The sequence below is a fragment of the Massilia aquatica genome (genome assembly GCF_011682045.1).
In the GTDB taxonomy this organism is placed as follows: domain Bacteria; phylum Pseudomonadota; class Gammaproteobacteria; order Burkholderiales; family Burkholderiaceae_D; genus Telluria_A; species Telluria_A aquatica.
Genome location: NZ_VVIW01000017.1, coordinates 67596 through 89587, shown reverse-complemented (window position 1 = coordinate 89587; position 21992 = coordinate 67596). Strand labels below are relative to the sequence as shown.

Here is a 21992-nt window from a genome sequence, read left to right as displayed (position 1 = left end):
GATGAGCTTGAATGACCCTATCGTACCCGTGGTGACAGAACCGGTGATCGATGCCGAACCTGTGCTGGTGGCCGAGCCGCAGCCGTCGCTGGCGGCCGAAGGCCTGCCGTCGCGCTTCTGCTGTTTTGTCACCGGCACCGACACCGAAATCGGCAAGACGCTGGTTTCGGCCGCGATCCTGCACACCCTGGTGGCCGGGGGTGTGCGCGCCTGCGGCATGAAGCCGGTGGCCGCCGGCGCCACCCTGCGCGACGGCGAACTGCATAACGACGACGCCGACATGCTGGTCGCCGAGAGCAGCGTGCACCTGCCGGTCAACATCACCACCCCCTACATGCTGCGCGAAGCCTGCGCGCCGCACATCGCCGCCAGGCTCGATGGCGTGACCATCGAACCGGTGCCGATCATCGCCGCCTATGCCGAAATCGCGGCCGCCTCCGATGCGGTGGTGGTCGAAGGCGTGGGCGGTTTCCGGGTGCCGTTCTCGGATCTTTTCGACAGTGCCCAGCTGGCCGAACAACTCAACCTGCCGGTGATCCTGGTGGTGGGTTTGCGCCTTGGCTGCATCAGCCATGCGCTGCTGACGGTCGAAGCGATTATCGCGCGCGGCCTGGTGCTGGCCGGCTGGGTGGTCAACGAGATCGATCCGGACATGCGCTTCGGCGACGAGAATGTCGAGGCGCTGGCCGAACGCATTCCGGCGCGCCTGCTCGGGCGCATTCCGTACCTCGACCAGCCGACGGCTGCCGAAGCGGCCAAATTTATTGATCTCGCGGGACTGCCTGGCTGGCCGTCCGCGCGCGACTGAACCTGAAGGAACCACGATGTCCCAAACTCTCTCTTTCCACCCGCCTGCGGCGGCAATCACCCTGCTTGACACGGCCACCTGGCCGCTGGCGGACGTGCTGGCCCTGTTCGAGCTGCCCTTCAACGACCTGATGTTCAAGGCCCAGACCGTGCACCGCAAGCAGTTCCCGGCGGGCGACGTCGAACTGGCCACGCTGTTGTCGATCAAGACCGGCGGCTGCGAAGAAGACTGCGGCTACTGCCCGCAGGCGGCGCGCTACGACACCGGCGTTGAAGCCAAGAAGATCCTCGGTATCGAGACGGTGCTGGACGCCGCGCGCCAGGCCAAGGCCAACGGCGCCACGCGCTTTTGCATGGGCGCCGCCTGGCGCAGCCCGAAAGAGCGCGACATGGAAAAGGTCGAAGAGATGGTGCGCGAAGTCAAGGCGCTGGGCCTGGAAACCTGCGCCACCCTCGGCATGCTCGAAGAAGGCCAGGCCGACCGCCTGAAAGAAGCGGGCCTGGACTACTACAACCACAACCTCGATACCGCGCCCGAGTTCTACAGCAACGTGATCTCGACCCGCGAATACCAGGACCGCCTGGACACCCTGGGCCGCGTGCGCAGCGCCGGTCTGAAGGTCTGCTGCGGCGGCATCGTCGGCATGGGCGAATCGCGCCTGCAACGCGCCGGCCTGATCGCGCAGCTGGCAAATCTGAATCCGTATCCGGAATCGGTGCCGGTCAATCACCTGGTGCAGGTCGAAGGCACGCCGCTGCACGGCATGGACCCGCTCGACCCGTTCGAATTCGTGCGCACCATCGCGGTGGCGCGCATCACCATGCCGGAGGCGCGCGTGCGCTTGTCGGCGGGCCGCCGCCAGATGGGCGAAGCGGTGCAGGCAATGTGCTTCCTGGCCGGCGCGAATTCGATTTTCTATGGCGACAAGCTGCTCACGACCGACAACCCGGAAGCCGAAGACGACCGCGTGCTGCTGGCCAAACTGGGCCTGGTCACGCGCGCGTCGACGCTGGAATCGGCGCCCAAGGCCAGCTGCGGCGGCTGATCCAACTTTTAGAACAACAATCGATCGAGACCCACGCATGTTCACAAAAATCCTCATCGCCAACCGTGGCGAAATCGCTTGCCGTGTCGCCGCTACCGCGCGCCGCATGGGCATCAGGACTGTCGCCGTGTACTCCGAGGCCGACGCGAACGCCAAGCATGTCGCGGTATGCGATGAAGCTGTGCTGATCGGCCCCGCCGCCGCCAAAGAGAGCTACCTGTGCGGCGACAAGATCATCGCCGTGGCGCTGGCCACCGGCGCCGAAGCGATCCACCCCGGCTACGGCTTCCTGTCGGAGAACGCGGACTTCGCCGACGCCTGCGCCGAAGTCGGCCTGGTATTCATTGGCCCGCCGGGTTCGGCCATGCGCGCGATGGGGTCCAAGTCGGCCGCCAAGTCGCTGATGGAAAAGGCCAACGTGCCGCTGGTGCCGGGTTATCACGGCGACGAGCAGGACCCGGACTTCCTGCAGCAGCAGGGCGACCGCATCGGCTACCCGGTGCTGTTGAAAGCCAGTGCCGGCGGCGGCGGCAAGGGCATGCGCGTGATCGAAAAATCGGAAGACTTCAAGGCGGCGCTGGCGTCATGCAAGCGCGAGGCGATCAGTTCTTTCGGCGACGACAAGGTCCTCGCCGAAAAATACCTGCTGCGTCCACGCCACATCGAAATCCAGGTGTTCGCCGACACCCACGGCAATTGCGTCTACCTGCACGAGCGCGATTGCTCGGTGCAGCGGCGTCACCAGAAGGTGCTGGAAGAAGCGCCGGCGCCGGGCATGTCGCCTGAACGCCGCGCCGCCATGGGCGAGGCTGCCGTGGCCGCCGCGCGCGCGGTCGGCTACGTGGGTGCGGGCACGGTCGAATTCATCGCCAACCAGGATGGTTCGTTCTACTTCATGGAAATGAACACGCGCCTGCAGGTCGAGCATCCGGTGACCGAAATGATCACCGGGACCGACCTGGTGGAGTGGCAGCTGCGCGTGGCCAACGGCCAGCGGCTGCCGAAAACGCAGATGGAGCTGGGCATCCACGGCCATGCGATCGAAGCGCGCATCTACGCCGAGAATCCCGAAAAAGGCTTCCTGCCGTCGATCGGCACCCTGCGCCATATGGATACTCCAAGCGCGGTCAGTTTCGAATTGGGCGGAACACCGGGCGGCTCGCCGGCGGCAGTGCGCATCGATTCGGGCGTGCGTGAAGGCGACGCCATCTCGCCGTATTACGATCCGATGATCGCCAAGCTGATTGTCTGGGGCGCGGACCGCACGCAGGCGCTGGCGCGCATGTCGCAGGCGCTGGCCGAGTTCCAGATCGTTGGCCTGGCCACGAATATCGCCTTCCTCAAGCGCCTGGTCGAAGGCACCGCGTTTGCGACGGCCGACCTGGATACGGGCCTGATCGAACGCAATGCGGACACCCTGTTCCCGCCACCGAAATCGGCCCCGGTCGGCGCACTGGCGCTCGCTGCGGTGGCCTTGACCGGCGCCGAGAAGCAGGCGTCAAACGGCCAGTCGCACAACCCGGCCGACCCGTGGGGCAATGCGCTCGGCTGGCGCCTGAACAGCGCCTGCCAGCGCCAGCTCTCGTTCACCGACGAGTATTCGGCGGCGAAAGAGAGCAAGGCTTACAAGGTCGGATTGACGTACCGCCCGCACGGCTGGGATTTGTCGGTCAATGGCATCGACGCCGAACTGGCGCTGACCGCGCAAGCGGGCGCGGAACTGTCGATCAAGCTGGGGGCGACCTCGATCCACGGCGCCGTGCGGCGTGACGGCGACACCTTCCACGTGTTCACGGGAGGACGGCACTTTGTGCTGGTCTATAACGACCCGATGGCGCACGCCGGCGAAGCCGAAGCCGCAGGCGGGCGCCTGACCGCGCCGATGCCGGGCAAAGTGGTGGCGGTACTGGCCACCAAAGGACAGCAAGTCAAGAAGGGCGACCCGCTCGTCATCATGGAAGCGATGAAAATGGAACATACCATCGGCGCACCAGGCGACGGGCTGGTGGAAGAAATCCTGTATCAGGTAGGGGACCAGGTCGCCGACGGCGCCCCGCTGTTGGCGTTCAAGGCTGCATAAAAATACAAAAACATAGTGGAGACAAGCATGCGCATTCTTCTACACCGGGCAGACGGCGTTACCGAGCCGTGGGTCCGCGATTTCGCCAGCGTGCTGCCGCAAGCCGAGGTGGTGGTCTGGCAGGAAGGCGTGCATTGCGCGCCTTGCGATTACGCGGTCCTGTGGTCGCCGCCGGCGGCGCTGCTCGACCACTTGGCGAAGGTCAAGGCCATTTTTCTCACCGGCGCCGGCGTGGACGCCATTCTCAAGTTCGGCGACGCGCTGCCGCCGGTGCCGATCATCCGCCTCGGCGACGCCGGCATGGCGGTCCAGATGGCCGAATACGTGGCGCATGCGGTACTGCGCTACTACCGCCGTTTCGACGAATACGAACGCCAGGCGCGCCGTGGCGTGTGGGCGCCGCTGCCGCAGTTCGACAAGGCGCAGTTCACGGTCGGCGTGATGGGCATGGGGATGCTGGGCAAGCGCGTACTCGATTCGCTGGCGCAGTTCGGTTTTCCACTGCGCGGCTGGAGCCGCGGCCACAAGGAAATCGCCGGCGTCACCTGCTTTGCGGGCGAAGAAGGACTCGATGAATTCTTGCGCGGCACACGGGTGCTGGTGTGCATGCTGCCGCTCACGCCCGACACCACCAACCTGCTGGCGCGCGCCAACCTGTCCAAGCTGCCCGAAGGTGCCTTCGTGATCAACGTGGCGCGCGGCGCGCACCTGGCCGAGCCGGATTTGCTGACCTTGATCAAGTCGGGCCACATCGCCGGCGCCACGCTCGACGTGTTCCGCAACGAGCCGCTGCCAGGGCCGCACCCCTTCTGGGACGAGCCGCGCATCACCATCACGCCGCACATCTCGGCGCTGACCTTGCGCAGCGAGAGCGTGGCGCAGATCGCCGGCAAGATCGGCGCGCTCGAACGCGGCGAGGCGGTGGCCGACGTGGTCGACCGCGCCCGCGGGTATTAATCGTTACATGAACAAGGAAACGCCATGAGCACCCTGCCGCAACAAGTCAAAATCGTCGAAGTGGGGCCGCGCGACGGTCTGCAGAACGAAAAAGAGTCGGTGCCCGCCGACGTCAAGATCGAGCTGGTCGACCGCCTATCGCGCGCCGGCTTTGCCAATATCGAAGCGGCGTCGTTCGTCTCGCCCAAGTGGGTGCCGCAGATGGCGACCAGCACCGAAGTCATGGCACGGATCACGCGCCGCGCCGGCGCCATTTATTCGGCGCTCACGCCGAACATGCAGGGTTTTGACGCGGCGCTGGCCGCCAGGGCTGACGAAGTGGTGATTTTCGGATCGGCCTCGGAAGCGTTCTCGCAGAAGAACATCAACTGTTCGATTGCGGAGTCGATCGCGCGCTTCGAGAGCGTGGCCAGGGCGGCCAAGGAACACGGCCTGCGCCTGCGCGGCAGCATCAGCTGCGCGTTCGGCTGCCCGTACCAGGGTGAGGTGTCTCTGGACGCCGTGGCGGACGTTGTAGGCCGCATGCGCGAGCTGGGATGCGACGAGATCGACATTGCCGACACCATCGGCGTGTCGACCGCGCGCAAGACGCAGGCGGTGATGCTGCGCGCGGCGCAGGAGTTTCATCTGGACCGGATCTCGGGGCACTTTCATGACACCTACGGGCAGGCCCTGGCGAATATCTATGCCAGCCTGGAAGTGGGCGTGTCGATCTTTCATTCGTCGGTGTCGGGGCTGGGTGGCTGCCCCTACGCCAAGGGCGCGACCGGGAACGTGGCGACCGAGGATGTGCTGTATCTGATGCAGGGATTGGGGATTGAGACCGGGATCGATCTCGATATGGTGGTCGATGCGGGGCAGTTCATTTCGCAGCATTTGGGACGCAAGGGATCGAGCCGCGCGGGCAATGCGCTGGCGGCCAAGCGCGCGGGCTGATTCAGCGGTCAAGACCCCTACACTCAAAACCGTCCTTCCCGCGAAGGCGGGAACCCATACCATCTATACTCAAAGGTGCTATGGATCCCCGCCTTCGCGGGGACGACGGATCTATGTATAGCGGTTTTGACTTCATTAATTGCCGATGAACTCGCGCAAAAAGGCGATGAACATGCCGACCTTGGCCGGCAGGTGACGCATGTTCGGGTAGACCGCATACACGCCCTGTTCCGGCAGCGCGTACCCTGGCAGCAGCCGCAGCAAACGGCCCGCAGCCAGATCATCCCTTACCAGCGACTCCGGCAAAATCGCCACGCCCGCACCGGCCAGCGCAAAGCTGCGCATGCCGGCGGCGTTGTCGGTAACGATGCGCTGCCGTGAATGGGTGGTGGCGACGCTATCGCCACTGGCCGTCTGGGTCCAGCTCAAGGGCCCTTCAAAGCGCGCATGGAAGATGCCCTCAAACGCCTGCAACTGCGCTGGCGTTTCCCAAATGCAGCGCGAGGTCGAAGCGGTCCGACACCAAATCCGCCAATCCGGGCGAAGCCGAAAAATCCACCTTTAACCCGGCATGCTCGCGCGCGAACGCGGCCAGCGCGGGCACCACCATGTGCGCCCCATGCCGTCATCAACCTCGACCAACTGGAACCGCAAGCGTTGCCGCCGCAGCACACGGCCACCGGTGCGGCGGCAGAGCGGTTTGCGCCGCGCATGGCCATGATTGGCGAACTGATCGGCATGCGCGCGCTGGACTGCAACCTGACGGCGCTGGCGCCCGGCAAGCGCGCCTTCCCTTTTCATAACCATCGGGTGAACGAAGAGGTGTTCATCGTTGTCCAAGGAAGTGGAACGATCAGGATCGGGGCCGAAAGCTATGCGCTGCGGCAGGGCGATATTGTTGCGTGTCCGGCGGGCGGGCAGGAAACCGCACATCAGATTATTAATACAGGGGAGGGAGAGTTGCGCTATCTGGCGCTGAGTACAAACCAGTCGCCTGAAGTGGTGGAATTTCCCGATTCCGGGAAGTATGCGACACTGCTGCAGGGTGCAGGTGGCGGTGCAAACACCTTGCCACAACGGACAGTAGGCCACATTGGCCAATCGGTCGACTACTGGGAAGGAGAATGATGTTGCTGGAAGAGATGCTGCCGGGGGAGTATGACAGGCTGATGAGGTGTTCTTCATCAGCCTGCATATCAAATCATGGTCGGAGTACAAGGATTCGAACCTTGGACCCCCTGGTCCCAAACCAGGTGCGCTACCGGGCTGCGCCACACTCCGAGGACAAGAATCATAGCGGAGGGAATGCACTTGGTCAAGGGTCAGTATGATTTTTTCGCATTTTTCCAGGAAATAGATGAATTTTTACGCACCTGAGTACGGTCCGGCCGTGAATGACCGTGTTTTGCTGCGGATTGGCGCCGGCATCGCAGTGTCGCTTGTCTTACATGGCCTGTTGCTGTTCGCGTATCGGCACGGCGTGGCGGCGCCGTGGCGGGACAATGCCGACCAGCCGCGCGAGGCCATGGTCGTGATGCTGCGCGCGCCGACGCCCGAGGTATTGCCTGAACCGCCGCCGAAGGCTGAACCCGAGGTGAAACCGAAGCCCGATTCGACACCGAAGCCAGCGGTCAAATCGAAAATGGAGAAAACAGCGCAGGCGGGGCCGGCGACAAAGGCGCCAGCTAACAGGATCGTGGCGCCTGATGTAATTGCCTTACCGGAGACGGAAGCGGCTGCACCGGGAGCATTCACGGTGGGACCGCCGTCCGGTGCGCCGCAGTTCGATCTGGACGCGGCCCGCAAGTTTGCACGCGAGATCGCCACCAAACCGGACCCGGCGCGTGCCGGCATGGCGGTGGCGCAGATTCCGCCCAAGCCGTACGCCACCGACACCAAGGCGGCTCGCGTGATTGCCCAGGCCAAACGGGCGGACTGCAAAGATGGGATTCCCGGCGGACTGCTGGCCCCGCTCGTCCTCCTGCTCGACAAGAAGGACAGCGGGTGCAAGTGGTAACAAACGACAAGGCCTGCATTGCGCAGGCCCGGGAACAACTGCTTATTTGAGGCGCAGTTTCAGCTCCTGCGATGCCTGCTCAAGTGCGCTGCGGGTGGCTGGCAAGGTGGCCAGCGCATTGAGCAGCCCGAAGTCGTGGATCATGCCGTTGTAGCGCACGCTTTTCACATCCACCCCAGCCGCGTCGAGCTTGCGGGCATAGGCTTCGCCTTCATCGCGCAGCACGTCGAATTCGGCGGTCTGGATCAGGGTCGGCGGCAGGCCTTGCAGCTGCGCATTGCTCGCTTGCAGCGGCGACGCGTAGATCTCTTTACGGGCGCTGGCATCCCTGGTGTAGTGGTCCCAGAACCAGACCATCAGGTCGCGGGTCAAAAAGTGGCCGTCGGCGAACTGCTTGTACGACGGCGTATCGAAGTTGGCGTCGGTGACCGGCCACATCAGCACCTGGGCCCGCAGCTTGGGAGCGCCCTGGTCCTTGGCCATCAGGCTGACCACCGCCGCCATGTTGCCGCCTACGCTGTTGCCGGCCACCGCCAGGCGCTTGCCGTCGACGTTAATCGCGTCGCCGTTCTCGGACACCCAGCGCGTTGCCGCATACGCCTGCTTGACCGCCACCCCGTAGCCCGCTTCCGGCGACGGCGTGTAGTTGACGAACACCGCCGCCGCACCGGAACCGGCCACCAGGTCGCGCACCAGGCGCTCGTGGGTCGGATAGTCGCCCAGCACCCAGCCGCCGCCGTGGAAGAACATGAAAGCCGGGATCTTGCCCTTGACGCCAGCCGGACGCACGATGGTCAGCCTGACCGGCTTGCCGTCGAGGGTGACGGTTTTTTCGCTCACGTCGGCCGCCGCCAGCTTCACCTTGGACCCAGCCTGGGCACCGACCAGCACGGCGCGCGCTTCGTCAGGCGTCATCTGGTTGAGCGGCGTGCCGCCTTCGATCGCTTTCAGGAACTGCGCGGTGTTGCGTTCGACGCCGGGGAGGCTGGCGGCGTGGGCGGTCGAGAGGGAAGCGGCGAGCAGGGTCAGGGCGAGAGCGGATTTCATGATGGTTCCTTTAGTTTGATGTCTATTAAATAGCGCGCTATATATTGGATCGGCTTATTTGGTCTTATTTGCCCTGAGCGGCGTCTTCGATCAGGCGGGCAACGGCAGCCGGGTTCGAGGTCATCACGACGTGCGAAGCGCCTTTGATCTCGACCGTTTTATGCGACTTGGCGCGTTCCGCCATGAAGCCGAGGGCGGCGGCCGGAATGTTCTTGTCGCCGGTGCCGTAGATGAAGTACGACGGCAGGTTTTTCCACGCTGGGGCGCCGGACGCTTCGGTCAGCGCGGCTTCGGCGATCGGGCGCTGGGCCACGGCCATCAGCTGGGCATCGGCTTTTGGCACGTCCGCGGCGAACTGTTGATGAAACTTGTCTTGCTGGATGTAGAAATCCTTGCCGCCGCCAGCGATGGCAACCGGCTCGGCCAAGGCCTGGCCGAGGGTGCCGCCGGGGAAGCGGCCGGACAGTTCAAGCGCTGTCTCGCCCTGTTCCGGAGCGAACGCTGCGACGTAGACCAGGCTTTTGACGTTCGGGTTGCCGTTGGCGGCGGTCGAGATCACGGCGCCACCGTAGGAGTGACCGACCAGCACCACCGGCCCCTTGACGCTCTTGACGATCTCGGACACCACGTTGGCGTCGCCCTTGACGCTGCGCAGCGGGTTGGCCGCGCCGATCACGCTGTAGCCATCGGCGCGCAGCTTGGCGGCAACACCATTCCAGCTGCCTGCATCGGCAAAGGCGCCGTGCACCAGGATGACGGTTGGCTTGACCGCAGCTACCGACGCTGGCGCTGCCAGTGCCGGGGTTGCTGCGGCTGCTGCGGTGATCGACAGGGCGAGGGCGATGGTGTTGATGGCTTTCATGATGTTTCCTTTTAAGAGATTAACTTAGTGAGCGATTATATAGTGCACTACATTTTTATTCCACCGGGGCAGGCGGCACTTGTCCACCCCGTGCATTACGTATTCTTGTTCAGCTTACTGCGCAGTTCATCGAGCTGCTGCTTCAAGCTGACCACCTGGTCCAACTCACAACCGAAGGTACACAACATTTGCGACGGAAACTTCTTCGCTTCTTCCCGCAGAGCGCTGCCTGCTTCGGTCAGCGAAATGATCACCTGGCGCTCATCGCTGGCCGCACGGATGCGGGTCAGCAGTTCAGCCTGCTCCATCCGCTTGAGCAGGGGCGTCAGGGTTGCCGAGTCCAGGAACAGGCGCTCGCCAATCTCCGACACCGTCAACTCGTTCTGTTCCCACAGCACCATCAACACCAGATACTGCGAGTACGTCAGCCCCAGCTTGCGCAGCAATTTGCGGTACAGCTTGCTCATCGCCAGCGAAGTCGAGTACAGCGAGAAGCACAACTGGCCATCGAGCTGGGGAACCTGGTCATTCGGTGTTTGTTTCTCGTCCATGTGAAGAATTATAAGTAGTGCACTATCGAATAGCAAGCTATTTCTAAAAGAATTTGATCCGCCGGATTTGCGAGCGGTGCCGGTACGCGCGCTGCTCCGCGCCAGCCGCCGGGCATAGTCCCCCGATACGACTTGCACGACGAATAAGCCGAAGCAGCCCGCGTCACGCTTGGACAATGGCGATCACGCAAAAGTGCGATTGATGCAGATCAGTCCTGCTGACCCTTGATTTCGAGCGCGCGGTCGTACAGGGCATTCTTCTTGCGCCCGGTAATCTGCGCGGTCAGATTGGCGGCCTGCTTGACCGAACACTCGGCCAGCAAAATGTTGAGGATGCGCTCGGCCTCGGCTTCTTCCGCATCGCCCTCGGCCTGCGCGCCTTCGAGCAGCACCACGTACTCGCCCTTTTCGCGGTGCGGGTCGGCCCTGACCCATGCCAGCGCCTCGGACAAGGGGCAACGGTGGATTTCTTCGAACAGCTTGGTCAGCTCGCGCGCAAACACCACCTGGCGCGCCGGCTCGAACACGCCGGCCAGCGCTTCCACGCAGTCCAGGATGCGGTGCGGCGCTTCATAGAACACCATGGTCGCACCGACCGTCAGCAGTTTTTGCAGGGCGGTTTCGCGCTGCTTGGCCTTGGCCGGCAAGAAGCCCACGAAATAGAACTGGTCGTTGACCAGCCCGCTGGCCGAGAGCGCCGTCACCGCCGCCGAGGCGCCCGGCACCGGCACCACGCGCAGGCCGGCGGCGCGTACGGCGTCGACAATGCGCGCGCCCGGGTCGGACACCCCCGGCGTGCCCGCGTCCGACACCAGCGCGATGCGCTCGCCGGCCTGCAGGCGCGCGATCAGCTTGTCGGCCACTTCGCGTTCGTTGTGCTGGTGCGCGGCGATCATCGGGCGCGACAGGCCGAAGCGGGTCAGCAGATTGCCGGTGTTGCGCGTGTCTTCGCAAGCGACCGCGTCGACCAGCGAGAGCACGTGCAAAGCACGCACGCTGATGTCGGTGACGTTGCCGATGGGAGTAGCCACGATATACAGGGTTGCTGTAGGATAGGACTGATGCACGGCCTCGCCAATGACGGGAAGCTGGGCGATCGGACTGGTCTGGAATTCTGTCATTTGGGAGTGGTAATGCTGATTAAAAGTCTGAAGGGCCTGTTCGCCGTTAGCGCGCTCACGCTGTTGAGTGCGTGCAGCACGCCCTGCGACAGGCCGGGGGGATTGTGCGCGCCTATCGAGCCAAACACAAGCGTCGCACCGGTCCCGCAGCGCGCGCCGGACATCATCGCGCCGGTCATTCCCGAAGCCGAGGTCGAGACCATGCCGGTCGACGCCCCGCCCGGCGCCAGCGTTCCCGGCGCCAATCCACGCGCGGCCGACCTGGCCGTTGACAGCAAACCCGTCACCCGCATCGGCCTGCTGCTGCCCACCCGTTCCGACGCGCTCGGCCCGCCGGCTGGCGCACTGCGCGCCGGTTTCATGGCCGCGTACGAGCGCGACCGCACCGGCTTCGAAGTCAACCTGATCGACACCGGCGACAGCCCGCAAGACGTGCTGGCCGCCTACAGCACGGCCCTGGAGCAGAACGATATCGTGGTCGGCCCGTTGGCACGCTCGGCGGTGAGCGCGATCGCCGGCGCCGGCGTGGCCGTGAGCAAGCCGACCATCGCCCTGAACCATCCGGAAGGCCGCGGCACCGGCGGCGCGCTGCCGCACAAGCTGCTGGTGATGGGCTTGTCGATCGAAGACGAAGCGCGCCAGGTGGCGCAGTGGGCCGCCACGGAACATCCCGGCGCGCGCGCACTGGTGGTGTCGGGTTCCAGCGCCTGGCAGCGCCGCATCGCCAGCGCCTTTGCCGCCCAGTGGAAGCAGCTGGGCAACGAATCGCAGACGATGGAACTGGCCGCCTCGAACGGTTACCTGAGCGAATCGGGCATCTCGCAGCTGAGAAACCGGGTCGATGCGGAACAGCCGACCCTGCTCTTTACCGCGCTCGACGCCGACCAGCTGCGCCAGGTGCGCTCCTCGATCGGCACCAGTGTGCCGGCCTACGGCACCTCGTCGGTCAATCCGGGCACCGAACCGGGTAACGCCCTGGCCGAACTCGACGGCGTACGCCTGCTCGACCTGCCGTGGGAAGTGCAGCCCGACCATCCGGCCGTGATGGTGTATCCGCGCTGGAATGGCAGCCGCCGCACGCTCGACCTCGACCGCCTGTACGCGCTCGGCATCGACGCCTTCCGCGTGGCGCGCGAAATCACCCTGCATCCGGGCGCGCCGTTCACCATGGACGGCGTGACGGGACGGCTGTCGGTCAGTTTCGGCGACGGTCCGGCGCGCTTCGAGCGCATCCAGCCGACTGCGGTGTACCAGGGCGGCAGCTTCAAGCCGTCTGGCGGCGGGCAGTAACATGTGGCCGGCCCGGCTGAGCGGCAAGCAGCGCCAGGGCCAGCTGTGGGAACAGAAAGCACGCGACTATCTGCAAATCCAGGGCCTGCGCCTGGTGCAAGCGAACTACCGCTGCCGGGGCGGCGAAATCGACCTGATCATGCGCCACGGCGATGAACTGGTGTTCGTCGAAGTACGCCAGCGCGCAAGCAGAAGCCACGGCGGCGCGGCCGCCAGCATTACCCCCGCCAAAATCGGCCGCATGGTGCGCGCGGCCCAGACTTACCTGCTGCGCTTTCCACAGGTGCCGCCGTGCCGCTTCGACGTGGTCGCCATCGACGGCGAACGCATGGAATGGCTGCGCAACGCGATCCAGTTGTAAGAACGAGCCATAACAGCGCGGCTGAGCAAATTTCGTCGTACTTTGCCGGGTTCGCGATCTGCTGCACTATAATCCCCCACTATGAATACTCAACGCATCCTCGCCCACTTCCACGAAAGCGCCGAACTCAAGATTCAGGCGGCTTCTGCCCTGGCTCAACCTATTTCACAGGCGATCGAACTGATGTTCTTCGCTTTGTCGAACGGCAACAAGATTCTTGCTTGCGGTAATGGCGGTTCTGCTGCCGACTGCCAGCACTTCGCGGCCGAGCTGGTGGGCCGTTTCGAGCGCGAGCGCTTTCCGCTGCCGGCGATGTCGCTGACCACCGATACCTCGATCATGACGGCGGTGGGCAACGATTACAGCTACCGCGAGATTTTCTCGAAGCAGGTGCAGGCCTTCGGCCAGGCTGGCGACGTGCTGCTGGCCATTTCCACCTCGGGCAACTCGGCCAACGTGATTGCCGCGGTCGAAGCGGCGCTCGAGCGTGAAATGCGCGTCGTGGCGCTGACCGGCAAGGACGGCGGCGCGCTCGGCAAGCTGCTCACCGACGCCGACGTACATATCTGCGTACCGCACGCGCGCACCGCGCGCATCCAGGAAGTCCACCTGGTGACCATACACTGCATTTGCGACGGGATCGACGTCGCGCTGTTCGGAGGAGATGTGAATGAATGATTCATTACGCGTGATGCGGCCGCTGGCCAAGGCCATTGTCGCGGTAGCCCTGCTGGGCAGCCTGCAGGGCTGCGTGGGCCTGTTCGTGGGCGGCGCCGTGGCCGGCGCGGTGGCCACGGCCGACCGCCGCACGCTCGGGGCGCAAGCCGACGACAAGGCCATTGCGCTCAAGGCCGACATGCGCTTGCCGAAAATTACCGGTGAAGACGTGCACATCAACGTCAACAGCTTCAACCGCAAGGTGCTGCTGACCGGCGAAGTGCGCGACGACGCCATGAAGGCGGCGGTCGAGCGCGAAGTGGCCAACATCGATGGCGTGGCGATCGTCATCAACGAACTGGAAATCGGTTCGCCGGCCACCTACACCTCGCGTTCGAGCGATTCGCTGATCACCACCAAGGTCAAGGCCAGCCTGGTCGACATGAAGACCATTTCGGCCACCTCGTTCAAGGTCATCACCGAGCGCGGCACCGTCTTCCTGATGGGCCGCGTGACCCAGCGCGAAGGCCAGGTCGCCGCCGATGTGGCGCGCGGCGTGTCGGGCGTGAAAAAAGTCGTCAAAGTGCTGGAATACATCAGCGACGACGAGCTCAAGGCGATCTCGCCACGCTCGTCGTCGGTCCAGTTGTAGTCGACGGCACCCCGGGAACGGCCGCGCGGGCAGTGTTTTTGCAGCGCGGCTATAATGACTTTCTGTTCCATTCCCCGCGTCCACTGTCATGTCCACCCAGACTCCGCCCCGTACTTCCTGGCTCAAACCGGCGCTTATCGGCGCGGCGGTGGTGGCCATTGCCGCCATCGGCTACTCCTCGCTGGCGCGCAGCACGCCCGCGCCGGACGTGACCTTCATCGACATCAAGGGCCAGAAGATCAGCTCGCAAAGCTTGCGCGGCAAGGTGTTCATGGTCAATTTCTGGGCCACCTCGTGCGCAACCTGCGTCAAGGAAATGCCGCAAATGGTCGATACGTACAACAAGTTCAAGGGCCAGGGCATGGAGTTCGTGGCCGTGGCGATGAAGTACGACGCGCCGAATTACGTGCTCAATTACGCCGAGACCAACCGCTTGCCCTTCACCGTGGCGCTCGATAGCGGCGGGGATATTGCCAGGGCATTCGGGGATGTAACCTTGACGCCAACCACGTTCTTGATCGACAAGGACGGCAAGATCATCAAGCGCTATGTGGGGGAGCCGGATTTCCCGGCCTTGCATAAGCTGCTGGAAAAAACGATCGCCGGGTAAGCACCCTCAAAACCCCGTCTGCACCGACAGATACGCGCCGCGCTGGCGCGTCGGGTTGAACACCGTGATGTCCCCCAGCACCGCGTACGCCGCCGTCACCGACACATGCTTGCTCGGGAACCAGGCCACGAACACGTCGTAATACGCCTTCTCATTGTCCACTCCCAGATTGTGCGGCTTGCGGCGGTATTCCACGCCGGCCACCAGCTGGCGGTCGATCATGTACGCGGCCGATACTTCCAGCATCGCCTTGTAAGAATCGCCCTTGTCGCCGCCAAACCCCAGCAAACCCATCTGATTGGCCTTGGTCGCGCGCACGGTGGCGTTGAGCAATAAACTCTGCTGCAACAGCAGCTTGGTGGCGGCCACGTACACATCGGTCCCGCTGTCATCTTTCGCGCCCAGCTGCGTCACGCGGGTCACGCCCAGCGCACCCAGTCCGCCCACGCCCTTGTTGCGTTTATACATGGCGCCGACGGCGATCTGCGGCATCAGTTCATCCTGCCCGTACACGGCGTCGCCCGCCAGCTTCACCTTCAGGCCCAGGATATCCTGCTTGATGCTGAGCTGATCCAGCGGCGCCAGGCTGCCCTTGAAGTGCTGCTGCGCCAGCGACAGTTCGACCCGGTCGGCCAGCCCGAGCGCCACCCCGGCCGTATCCAAGGTGTAATCCTGGGTGCGCACGCCGGTGTAGTGCGCGTTCGCGCCCCAGCTGTCGCGGCTGCCGTAACCGGTGATCAATGCCCACGGCGCCAGGCCGCCGCCGCCGGCGCCTTCGAGCTGGCTTACGCCCCCGGTCGCAGTCAGCTTGCCCAGGTCGGGCCGGCCCTGTGCGTACGCCGAACCGGCGGCCAAACTTGCCGCCAAGAACAAGCCGCCCACGCGCAATATCTGCATATTGTCTCCTCGTTAAGGTGATACGTGCTGCACGAACAAAGTAAGCCGTCTCTACAATACTGCGTACGCAAGCGGCGCCCGATTGGATTCAACTATTTTGCTGTATTTTGCAAATAAGTTTGTTGTATTCCAGTATGCCTTTGGGATAACCTCACCGAGCACACCGCGCCACGCCGCGGCCACCCGAACCCACTTTCAAGGCGCTCAGTGTCCATCGACGTCAACCCGCTCGACCCGCAGCAACTACGCATCTGGCTCCTGGCAGCCGGCAAACGCGATGGCGGCGCCTTCCGTTCCCTCTACGATGCAACTTCGCCGAAACTGTTTGGCTTCGCGCTGCGTATATTGCACAAGCGCGAGCTCGCTGAAGAGGTTTTACAAGAGAGCTATGTTGCGATCTGGAATAATGCCGCCAACTATCAGAGTCATCTCGCAGCGCCGATGACCTGGATGGCGACCATTGTCCGGAACAAGGCTTTCGACCACCTCCGGCGCAGCGACGTCTCGGTTGAAATCGATGCGGAACAGTTTGATAGTGAAGTCATGAATGCTCTACAGGATCCGCAGGCGACGCCAATCGAAGCGTTGCAGATGAGTGGCGATGCGAAAGCGCTGGCGTGGTGCATGTCCGCGCTCGAAGGCATGCATCGCCAGGTTGTCGCGCTGGCCTATTACCACGACCTGTCGCACAGTGAAGTGGCCGAGCAGATGAAGCTACCAGTCGGAACCGTGAAAACCTGGATCAGGCGCAGTCTTGAAAAGCTGCGCACCTGCCTCGCAAAACGGGAGCAAACATGAACATCCGACATAACATCGTCCTGCGCCAGAAACTGGCGGCGGAATACGTGCTGGGCACGCTCAGGGGCGGCGCGCGGCGCCGTTTCGAGGGCTGGCTGCACCAGGACGCCGACTTGCGCAACATCACCGCCGAATGGCAGCAGCGCCTGGCGCCCATGGCCGAGTTTGCCGGTGACGTAAAGCCGCCGAAAAGCGTGTGGACCGGCATCGAACGGCGCCTCGATCTCAAGGCCAAGGAGGCCGGCGGCTGGCGCTTCTGGCTGAACGACAACCTGGCCTTCTGGCGCAACCTGGGCATGGTCTCGACCGCCATGGCGGCCTTGCTGCTGGTGGTGGTCATGACGAATCGTCCGGTCGATGCGCCGGTCATTTCGTACGTGGCGACCCTGAGCGACGACAAGGCCCGGACCGCCATGGTGCTGACCGCCGACCGCAAGCACCACGCACTCGAAGCGCGGGTGGTGGGCGGCGACCAGCTTGCGGCAGACAAGAGCCTGCATCTGTGGGCAGTGCCGAAGTCGGGCAAGCCGCGTTCGCTGGGGGTGTTGGCCGACAACCGCGGCCGCTTCGCGTTGACGGAAAACGCGATCAGCGACGATGTGGCGGTGCTGGCGGTGACCCTGGAGCCGAAGGGCGGCTCGCCGGACCCGAATGGACCGACCGGGCCGATTGTGTATAAGGGTAACTGGGTGAGGTTGTAAGCGTGCTTGACTGGCGAACCGTTCATTGCCAATTCCACGGCACTTAAGACCGTCGTCCCCGCAAAGGCGCGCAAAGGCGGGGACGACGTTTAAGTGGCGACGGCAAATGCACCTTACTTCGTCACAATATCCTTCTGCATCGGCGCCAGCCTGGCCACCAGCTTGTTCTGCACCGCCGGGGCTACGCCGTGCTTGTCCATGGCCGCCTGCAAATCCTCGGCCAGGGCATTGAACTGGGCGTTGGTGATGTTCAGGCCGTCATGGATATCCTTCATGTCCTTGCCCTTGTACTTGCACGGGCCGCCCGAGAGCTCGCAAAACTGCTCTTCCAGCCGCATCGACAGGTTCTTCAGGTCGGTATCCTGGAACGATTCCTTGATGCGCGCGTCCGCCATGATCATCGGCACGAAGGTGTCCACGATCTTCTTGATCCCGCCCTGCCCGCCCAGCCCCTGGTAGGTGCTGTCGTCGGTGGCGGGACCGTGCGCGCAGCCGGCGGCCAGCGCCAGCGTGCCGATGCAAACAAGCTGAGACAGCGTTTTCATTCTCTATCCGATCAGGGTTGAAACGAGTATCAAACTTAACAACGAATCGCCTCCGCCGCAACCGATGTGCCGTAAAACCACACGCGACGAGCTGGACGTCCGCTCCCGCCCCTAAGAGGACCTCGACAATCGCTGCCGCTCCAGTTGCATCCAACGAAGAAAACGCGAAAGTCGAGTTTTGCACTGCATTACTGCGGTATCTGGCTCCCTGGCTTAGGCATGCGAAAAATGCTCGAAGGCTGTTCTAAACGCTCAAAAGAGCGGTCGACAGCATCTGCGTCTGGCGCATGCGCAGGGCAAACATGCAGAACACGATGATCACAACTGCCATTGTCAGCATGGCCGTCGTCTGGGCTGTGCGCGTTAGCGCAGGACTGCCAGCTTGGCTTTCTTGCCATTGCGGAAGGTATAGATCGTCATCGCCGCGTCGCGCAAATCTCCCTTCTGATCGAAGGCGATGCTGCCAGTAATGCCCTCGTGCCTGACCGCAGCCAACGCCGGCAGGAATCTGGCTGGATCGCTTGAATTTGCTGTCTGCATCGCTTTGGCGAACACCATCACCGCATCGTAGGCGTAGGGCGCATACGACTGCAGCGGGATCTTGTAGCGCTGCTGGTACCGCTGTGTGAACGCATTCAGGCCCGCTTCCTGCACAGCGCCGACGCCGCCCGCCACCACGCAGTACACCTTGTCGTCGACCAGCGCGTCGCCGGCCAGCTGCGGCATTTTTTCCGAGCAGACGCCGTCGCCCGAAATGAGTTTGGCGCGCAGCCCGAGCGCCTTCATTTGTTTGAGCATCGGGCCGGCCACCGCGTCCATGCCACCATAAAAAATCACGTCCGGATCGCGCGCACGGATCTGGGTCAGGATGGCGCTGAAATCGGTTGCCTTGTCGTTGGTGAACTGGCGGCTGACGACACTCCCGCCCGCCCCCGCCTTCTTGACGCCGCTGACGAATTCGTCCGCCAGCCCCTGGCCGAAGGCAGTGCGGTCGTCGATCACGGCAATCTTCCTAGCGTTAAGGGTGCCGATCGAATAAGTGGCCAGCGTGCGTCCGATCAGGTTGTCGTTGGCGACCACGCGGAAGGCCGTCTTGAAACCTTGGTTGGTGTAGGCGGGCGTTGTGGCCGCTGGCGAAATCTGCGGAATGCCGGCGTTGGCGTAGATTTTCGAGGCCGGCACTGTCGTGCCCGAATTCAGGTGCCCCACCACGGCCGCCACCTTCGCATCGACCAGTTTTTGCGCAACCGCTGCGCCGGTCCTTGGATCGGCGCCGTCGTCCTCGGCTTGCAAGACCCATTGCACCTTGCTGCCGCCAAGCACGATGCCTTTCGTGTTGAGTTCATCTATCGCCATGCGGGCGCCGTTTTCGATGTCTTTGCCCGCATGGGCGCCGGGGCCGGACAGCGGAGATACAGTGCCGATTCTGACTTGCAAAACCTTGCCTGCCGGCTGGGCCTGGACAAGCGGCACCGCGGCAAAGACGAGGGGGGACACAGCGGCGATGACAAGAAAATGCATGGCGGTTCTTTCAGAAACGGGCGTTCAATTGTACTGTCACGCCGCGTCATGACGGAAAAGCAATCGTACACACACCTTCAGGCGGCCCTGATCGACTGGTATGAGCAGCCTCAGGCAGGGCGGTTAGCGTACGAGGTTGTTGCCATTGTAGTAAGGAAGTGGTGTTGCCAGGTCTACTTAATCGGGCGCGGCCGCAGGCGCCAGCGCCCGGTCCACCGCCGCCGTGAAGGCGTCGATGTCGATCGGCTTGGTCAGGTACGCAAAAAAACCGGCGGCAATGCTGCGCTTGACGTCGCGTTCCATCGCATTCGCACTCAGTGCAATGACCGGAATATGCGCTGTGCGCGGGTCGTCGCGCAGCAGGCGCTGCGCTTCGTGCCCATCCATGCCGGGCAGGTTGATGTCCATCAGGATCACGTGCGGCAGGTAACTCTGCGCCAGTGCGATGCCAAGCTCGGCGCTGGGCGCGGTAATCAGCGCCAGGTCGGGCCGGAAGCCCACGATTTCTTCGACCAGCATCAGGTTGGCCGGATTGTCTTCCACGTACAGCAGGGTTGATACCGCCGGTTCGCCCTCGGGCACGGGCGGCAGGGTGCGCGGCGCCGGCGCGGCGGGCACGCCCTGGGCCAGGTGGGCATTGCCGCTCAGTTCCAGCTCGATCCAGAACACGCTGCCGATACCGGCCGTGCTGGACACGCCCATGGTGCCGCCCATCAGCTCCACCAGGCGCTTGGTCACCACCAGCCCGATGCCGGTGCCTTCTTCGCTGCCGCCTTCCTGGCCGAGCCGGTTGAACGGCTGGAACAGCGCGCTCAACTGGTCCGGACGCAAGCCCTTGCCGGTATCCTGCACCGAAATGCGCACCCGCGCCGGGCCGATCAGGTTGACGTTGACCACCACCACGCCCTGTTCGCGGTTGTACTTGATGGCGTTCGACAGCAGGTTCAGCATGATCTGCTTGAGGCGCGTGTGGTCGGCCACCACCATCAGCGGCTCGGGTTTCGGAAACACCATGCGGATGCCGCGCTGGACCGCGCTGTCGCCCACCATGGACTGCACTTCGTCGAGTACGCTCGACAGAATCACCGCTTCGAGCGACACACTCAGGGTGCCCGATTCGATCTTGGCGAGGTCGAGGATTTCGTTGATCAGGGTCAGCAGGTGCTCGCCGGCCGTCAGGATGTTGCGCACGAAGTTGCGCTTTTGCTGGACGGTCGAGGGCAGCGATTCGTTGGCCAGCAACTGGGCGAAGCCGAGAATGGCGTTGAGCGGGGTGCGCAGCTCGTGCGACATGCTGGTCAGGAACAAATCCTTGGCCTGGTTGGCGCGTTCGAGCTCGACCTTCTTGTCGTTAAGGGCGCGTTCGATGCGCTTGCGGTCGGTGATGTCGCGGATGGCCGACGAGACCAGCACGCCGTCTTCGGTTTCCAGCGGCGAGAGGCTGATTTCGACCGGAAACTCGGTGCCGTCGCGGCGCAAGCCGTACAGTTCCAGCCCGGCCCCCATCGAGCGCGGACGCGGGCCGGCCGAAAAGCTGGTGCGGAAATGCGGATGCTGGCCGGCAAAGCGCTGCGGAATCAGGATCTCGACTTTTCTGCCAAGCAGCTCGCTACGCGGGTAGCCGAACAGGTTTTCGGTCTGCGAATTGACCAGCACGATTTCGCCGTCACGGTTGACGATCACGATCGCGTCCGGCGCCGATTCGAGCAGGCCGCGAAACTTCTGTTCGGCCTTCTTGCGCTCGCCCACATCGCGAATCGCACTGATGACAAAGGCGCCGGCATCGGTGCTGATCGGCGAAAGGCTGATTTCGACCGGAAACTCGATCGCGTCCTTGCGCACGCCGTACAGCTCCAGCCCGGCGCCCATGGTGCGCGTGCGCGATTGCTCGAAGTAGCGCGAGCGGTGCCCCACGTGGCCGTGCTGGAAGCGGGCCGGCAGCAGGACTTCGATCAGCTTGCCGTTCAGTTCGCCCCGTTCGTAGCCGAACAGACGCTCGGCCTGGGCATTCGCCAGCACGATGGTGCCGGTCGGGTTGGCCATGATGATGCTGTCCGGAGTCGATTCGAGCAGGTCGCGGAACTTCGCTTCAATCAGCAGGGTGTCGCGCGCGGCCTTCGCTTGCGTCATGTCGCGCTGGGTCGAGACGATGTAGGCGATCCTGCCATCCTCGCCGTACACCGCCTTGCTGGAGGCGTCGACGTAGATCAGCGCGCCGTCCTTGCGCCGGCGCAAGCCTTCATGATCGGAGACGCCGCGCTCGTGCACGCGGCGCGCATTGGATTCGTCGAGATCGCGCTGGCCGGGCAGCGCGATCAGCTCGCGCAGGTCGTGACCCAGCGCTTCCTCGCTGGTATAGCCGAAGATACGCTCGGCGCCGTTGGTCCACCGCAATACGGTATGGCCGGGCGTAGTGACGATCACCCCGCCAGGGGCTTCGCTAAGTATGAGCTGATCGAAGTCGATGGGCATCCGGCGTTCTCTGGCTGGTGGACAAGACGTCAAGCCATGATGCGCTTTTCCATACAATTGTCAA

The 21992-nt window shown here is 63.7% G+C and carries 24 protein-coding genes and 1 tRNA gene; 14 read left to right on the top strand and 11 right to left on the bottom strand.

The window, feature by feature from the left end; translation table 11 throughout:
• Window position 1 precedes the first annotated feature (1 nt).
• Genes bioD through F1609_RS24010 form a run of 5 tightly spaced genes read left to right on the top strand, consistent with a single transcriptional unit; the run spans window position 2 to window position 5826 of the window.
• Window positions 2-808 carry a dethiobiotin synthase gene (gene bioD / locus F1609_RS24030; RefSeq protein ID WP_167079181.1) on the top strand — a complete coding sequence of 269 codons (807 nt, stop codon included), beginning with the start codon at window positions 2-4 and terminating at the stop codon, window positions 806-808.
• Between the two features lie 16 nt (window positions 809-824).
• The gene (gene bioB / locus F1609_RS24025) at window positions 825-1853 is read left to right on the top strand and encodes a biotin synthase BioB (RefSeq protein WP_167079180.1); all 1029 of its coding nucleotides are present in this window, start codon (window positions 825-827) and stop codon (window positions 1851-1853) included.
• A gap of 37 nt (window positions 1854-1890) precedes the next feature.
• Window positions 1891-3933, top strand: coding sequence for an acetyl/propionyl/methylcrotonyl-CoA carboxylase subunit alpha (locus F1609_RS24020; RefSeq protein WP_167079179.1), 2043 nt, complete (start codon window positions 1891-1893; stop codon window positions 3931-3933).
• Between the two features lie 27 nt (window positions 3934-3960).
• Window positions 3961-4890, top strand: a complete 930-nt coding sequence (locus tag F1609_RS24015; RefSeq protein WP_167079178.1) for a 2-hydroxyacid dehydrogenase — start codon at window positions 3961-3963, stop codon at window positions 4888-4890.
• Between the two features lie 24 nt (window positions 4891-4914).
• Window positions 4915-5826: a hydroxymethylglutaryl-CoA lyase gene (locus F1609_RS24010; RefSeq protein ID WP_167079177.1), complete on the top strand. Its 912-nt coding sequence runs from the start codon at window positions 4915-4917 to the stop codon at window positions 5824-5826.
• A gap of 135 nt (window positions 5827-5961) precedes the next feature.
• Here F1609_RS24010 and F1609_RS24005 read toward each other — a convergent pair whose 3' ends face one another.
• Together F1609_RS24005 and F1609_RS34765 are read right to left on the bottom strand one after the other, a co-directional pair.
• A complete protein-coding gene (locus tag F1609_RS24005; RefSeq protein ID WP_167079176.1) occupies window positions 5962-6255 on the bottom strand; it encodes a LysR substrate-binding domain-containing protein in 294 nt (97 codons plus the stop codon).
• Window positions 6256-6286: 31 nt separating this feature from the next.
• On the bottom strand, window positions 6287-6436 hold the full coding sequence (locus F1609_RS34765) for a type 2 periplasmic-binding domain-containing protein (RefSeq protein ID WP_229422024.1): 150 nt from the start codon (window positions 6434-6436) through the stop codon (window positions 6287-6289).
• Window positions 6437-6483: 47 nt separating this feature from the next.
• On the opposite strand from F1609_RS34765, the gene F1609_RS24000 reads away from it, so the two are divergent.
• Window positions 6484-6954: a cupin domain-containing protein gene (locus F1609_RS24000; protein ID WP_229422023.1), complete on the top strand. Its 471-nt coding sequence runs from the start codon at window positions 6484-6486 to the stop codon at window positions 6952-6954.
• A 76-nt stretch (window positions 6955-7030) separates the two neighbouring features.
• Here F1609_RS24000 and F1609_RS23995 read toward each other — a convergent pair.
• A tRNA-Pro gene (locus tag F1609_RS23995) sits at window positions 7031-7107 on the bottom strand.
• A gap of 76 nt (window positions 7108-7183) precedes the next feature.
• Between F1609_RS23995 and F1609_RS23990 the strand changes: the two genes are divergently transcribed.
• Complete coding sequence (locus F1609_RS23990; protein WP_167079174.1) at window positions 7184-7843, top strand: hypothetical protein; 660 nt, start codon at window positions 7184-7186, stop codon at window positions 7841-7843.
• Between the two features lie 42 nt (window positions 7844-7885).
• Here F1609_RS23990 and F1609_RS23985 read toward each other — a convergent pair whose 3' ends face one another.
• The 4 genes from F1609_RS23985 to rsmI all read right to left on the bottom strand — a co-directional run bounded on the left by F1609_RS23985 (window position 7886) and on the right by rsmI (window position 11424).
• Window positions 7886-8890 (bottom strand): alpha/beta hydrolase, encoded by a 1005-nt coding sequence (locus tag F1609_RS23985; protein ID WP_167079173.1) that lies wholly within the window; start codon window positions 8888-8890, stop codon window positions 7886-7888.
• A 64-nt stretch (window positions 8891-8954) separates the two neighbouring features.
• Window positions 8955-9752, bottom strand: a complete 798-nt coding sequence (locus F1609_RS23980) for an alpha/beta fold hydrolase (RefSeq protein WP_167079172.1) — start codon at window positions 9750-9752, stop codon at window positions 8955-8957.
• Window positions 9753-9847: 95 nt separating this feature from the next.
• On the bottom strand, window positions 9848-10303 hold the full coding sequence (locus F1609_RS23975) for a MarR family winged helix-turn-helix transcriptional regulator (protein ID WP_167079171.1): 456 nt from the start codon (window positions 10301-10303) through the stop codon (window positions 9848-9850).
• A gap of 209 nt (window positions 10304-10512) precedes the next feature.
• On the bottom strand, window positions 10513-11424 hold the full coding sequence (rsmI, locus tag F1609_RS23970) for a 16S rRNA (cytidine(1402)-2'-O)-methyltransferase (RefSeq protein WP_167079170.1): 912 nt from the start codon (window positions 11422-11424) through the stop codon (window positions 10513-10515).
• Window positions 11425-11436: 12 nt separating this feature from the next.
• On the opposite strand from rsmI, the gene F1609_RS23965 reads away from it, so the two are divergent.
• The 5 genes from F1609_RS23965 (at window position 11437) to F1609_RS23945 (ending at window position 14994) form a co-directional block, all read left to right on the top strand.
• On the top strand, window positions 11437-12714 hold the full coding sequence (locus tag F1609_RS23965) for a penicillin-binding protein activator (protein ID WP_167079169.1): 1278 nt from the start codon (window positions 11437-11439) through the stop codon (window positions 12712-12714).
• A 1-nt stretch (window position 12715) separates the two neighbouring features.
• Entirely contained in the window at window positions 12716-13075 is a 360-nt protein-coding gene (locus tag F1609_RS23960; protein WP_167079168.1) for a YraN family protein, read from the top strand.
• A gap of 81 nt (window positions 13076-13156) precedes the next feature.
• The gene (locus F1609_RS23955) at window positions 13157-13753 is read left to right on the top strand and encodes a phosphoheptose isomerase (protein ID WP_167079167.1); all 597 of its coding nucleotides are present in this window, start codon (window positions 13157-13159) and stop codon (window positions 13751-13753) included.
• Window positions 13746-14384: a BON domain-containing protein gene (locus F1609_RS23950; protein WP_167079166.1), complete on the top strand. Its 639-nt coding sequence runs from the start codon at window positions 13746-13748 to the stop codon at window positions 14382-14384. The genes F1609_RS23955 and F1609_RS23950 overlap by 8 nt, the downstream gene beginning before the upstream one ends.
• Before the next feature lie 88 nt (window positions 14385-14472).
• Complete coding sequence (locus tag F1609_RS23945) at window positions 14473-14994, top strand: peroxiredoxin family protein (protein ID WP_167079165.1); 522 nt, start codon at window positions 14473-14475, stop codon at window positions 14992-14994.
• A 6-nt stretch (window positions 14995-15000) separates the two neighbouring features.
• On the opposite strand, the gene F1609_RS23940 is transcribed toward F1609_RS23945, so the two are convergent.
• Window positions 15001-15891, bottom strand: coding sequence for a DUF3034 family protein (locus F1609_RS23940; protein ID WP_167079164.1), 891 nt, complete (start codon window positions 15889-15891; stop codon window positions 15001-15003).
• Between the two features lie 213 nt (window positions 15892-16104).
• Here F1609_RS23940 and F1609_RS23935 point away from each other — a divergent pair, with 213 nt between their 5' ends.
• Window positions 16105-16689 (top strand): sigma-70 family RNA polymerase sigma factor, encoded by a 585-nt coding sequence (locus F1609_RS23935; RefSeq protein ID WP_167079224.1) that lies wholly within the window; start codon window positions 16105-16107, stop codon window positions 16687-16689.
• The gene (locus tag F1609_RS23930) at window positions 16686-17390 is read left to right on the top strand and encodes an anti-sigma factor (RefSeq protein ID WP_167079163.1); all 705 of its coding nucleotides are present in this window, start codon (window positions 16686-16688) and stop codon (window positions 17388-17390) included. The genes F1609_RS23935 and F1609_RS23930 overlap by 4 nt, the downstream gene beginning before the upstream one ends.
• 113 nt (window positions 17391-17503) lie before the next feature.
• On the opposite strand, the gene F1609_RS23925 is transcribed toward F1609_RS23930, so the two are convergent.
• The 3 genes from F1609_RS23925 to F1609_RS23915 form a co-directional block, all read right to left on the bottom strand.
• Entirely contained in the window at window positions 17504-17935 is a 432-nt protein-coding gene (locus F1609_RS23925; protein ID WP_167079162.1) for a group I truncated hemoglobin, read from the bottom strand.
• 363 nt (window positions 17936-18298) lie between these two features.
• Window positions 18299-19456 (bottom strand): branched-chain amino acid ABC transporter substrate-binding protein, encoded by a 1158-nt coding sequence (locus F1609_RS23920; protein ID WP_167079161.1) that lies wholly within the window; start codon window positions 19454-19456, stop codon window positions 18299-18301.
• Window positions 19457-19633: 177 nt separating this feature from the next.
• On the bottom strand, window positions 19634-21928 hold the full coding sequence (locus F1609_RS23915) for a PAS domain S-box protein (RefSeq protein ID WP_167079160.1): 2295 nt from the start codon (window positions 21926-21928) through the stop codon (window positions 19634-19636).
• Window positions 21929-21992: the final 64 nt, after the last annotated feature.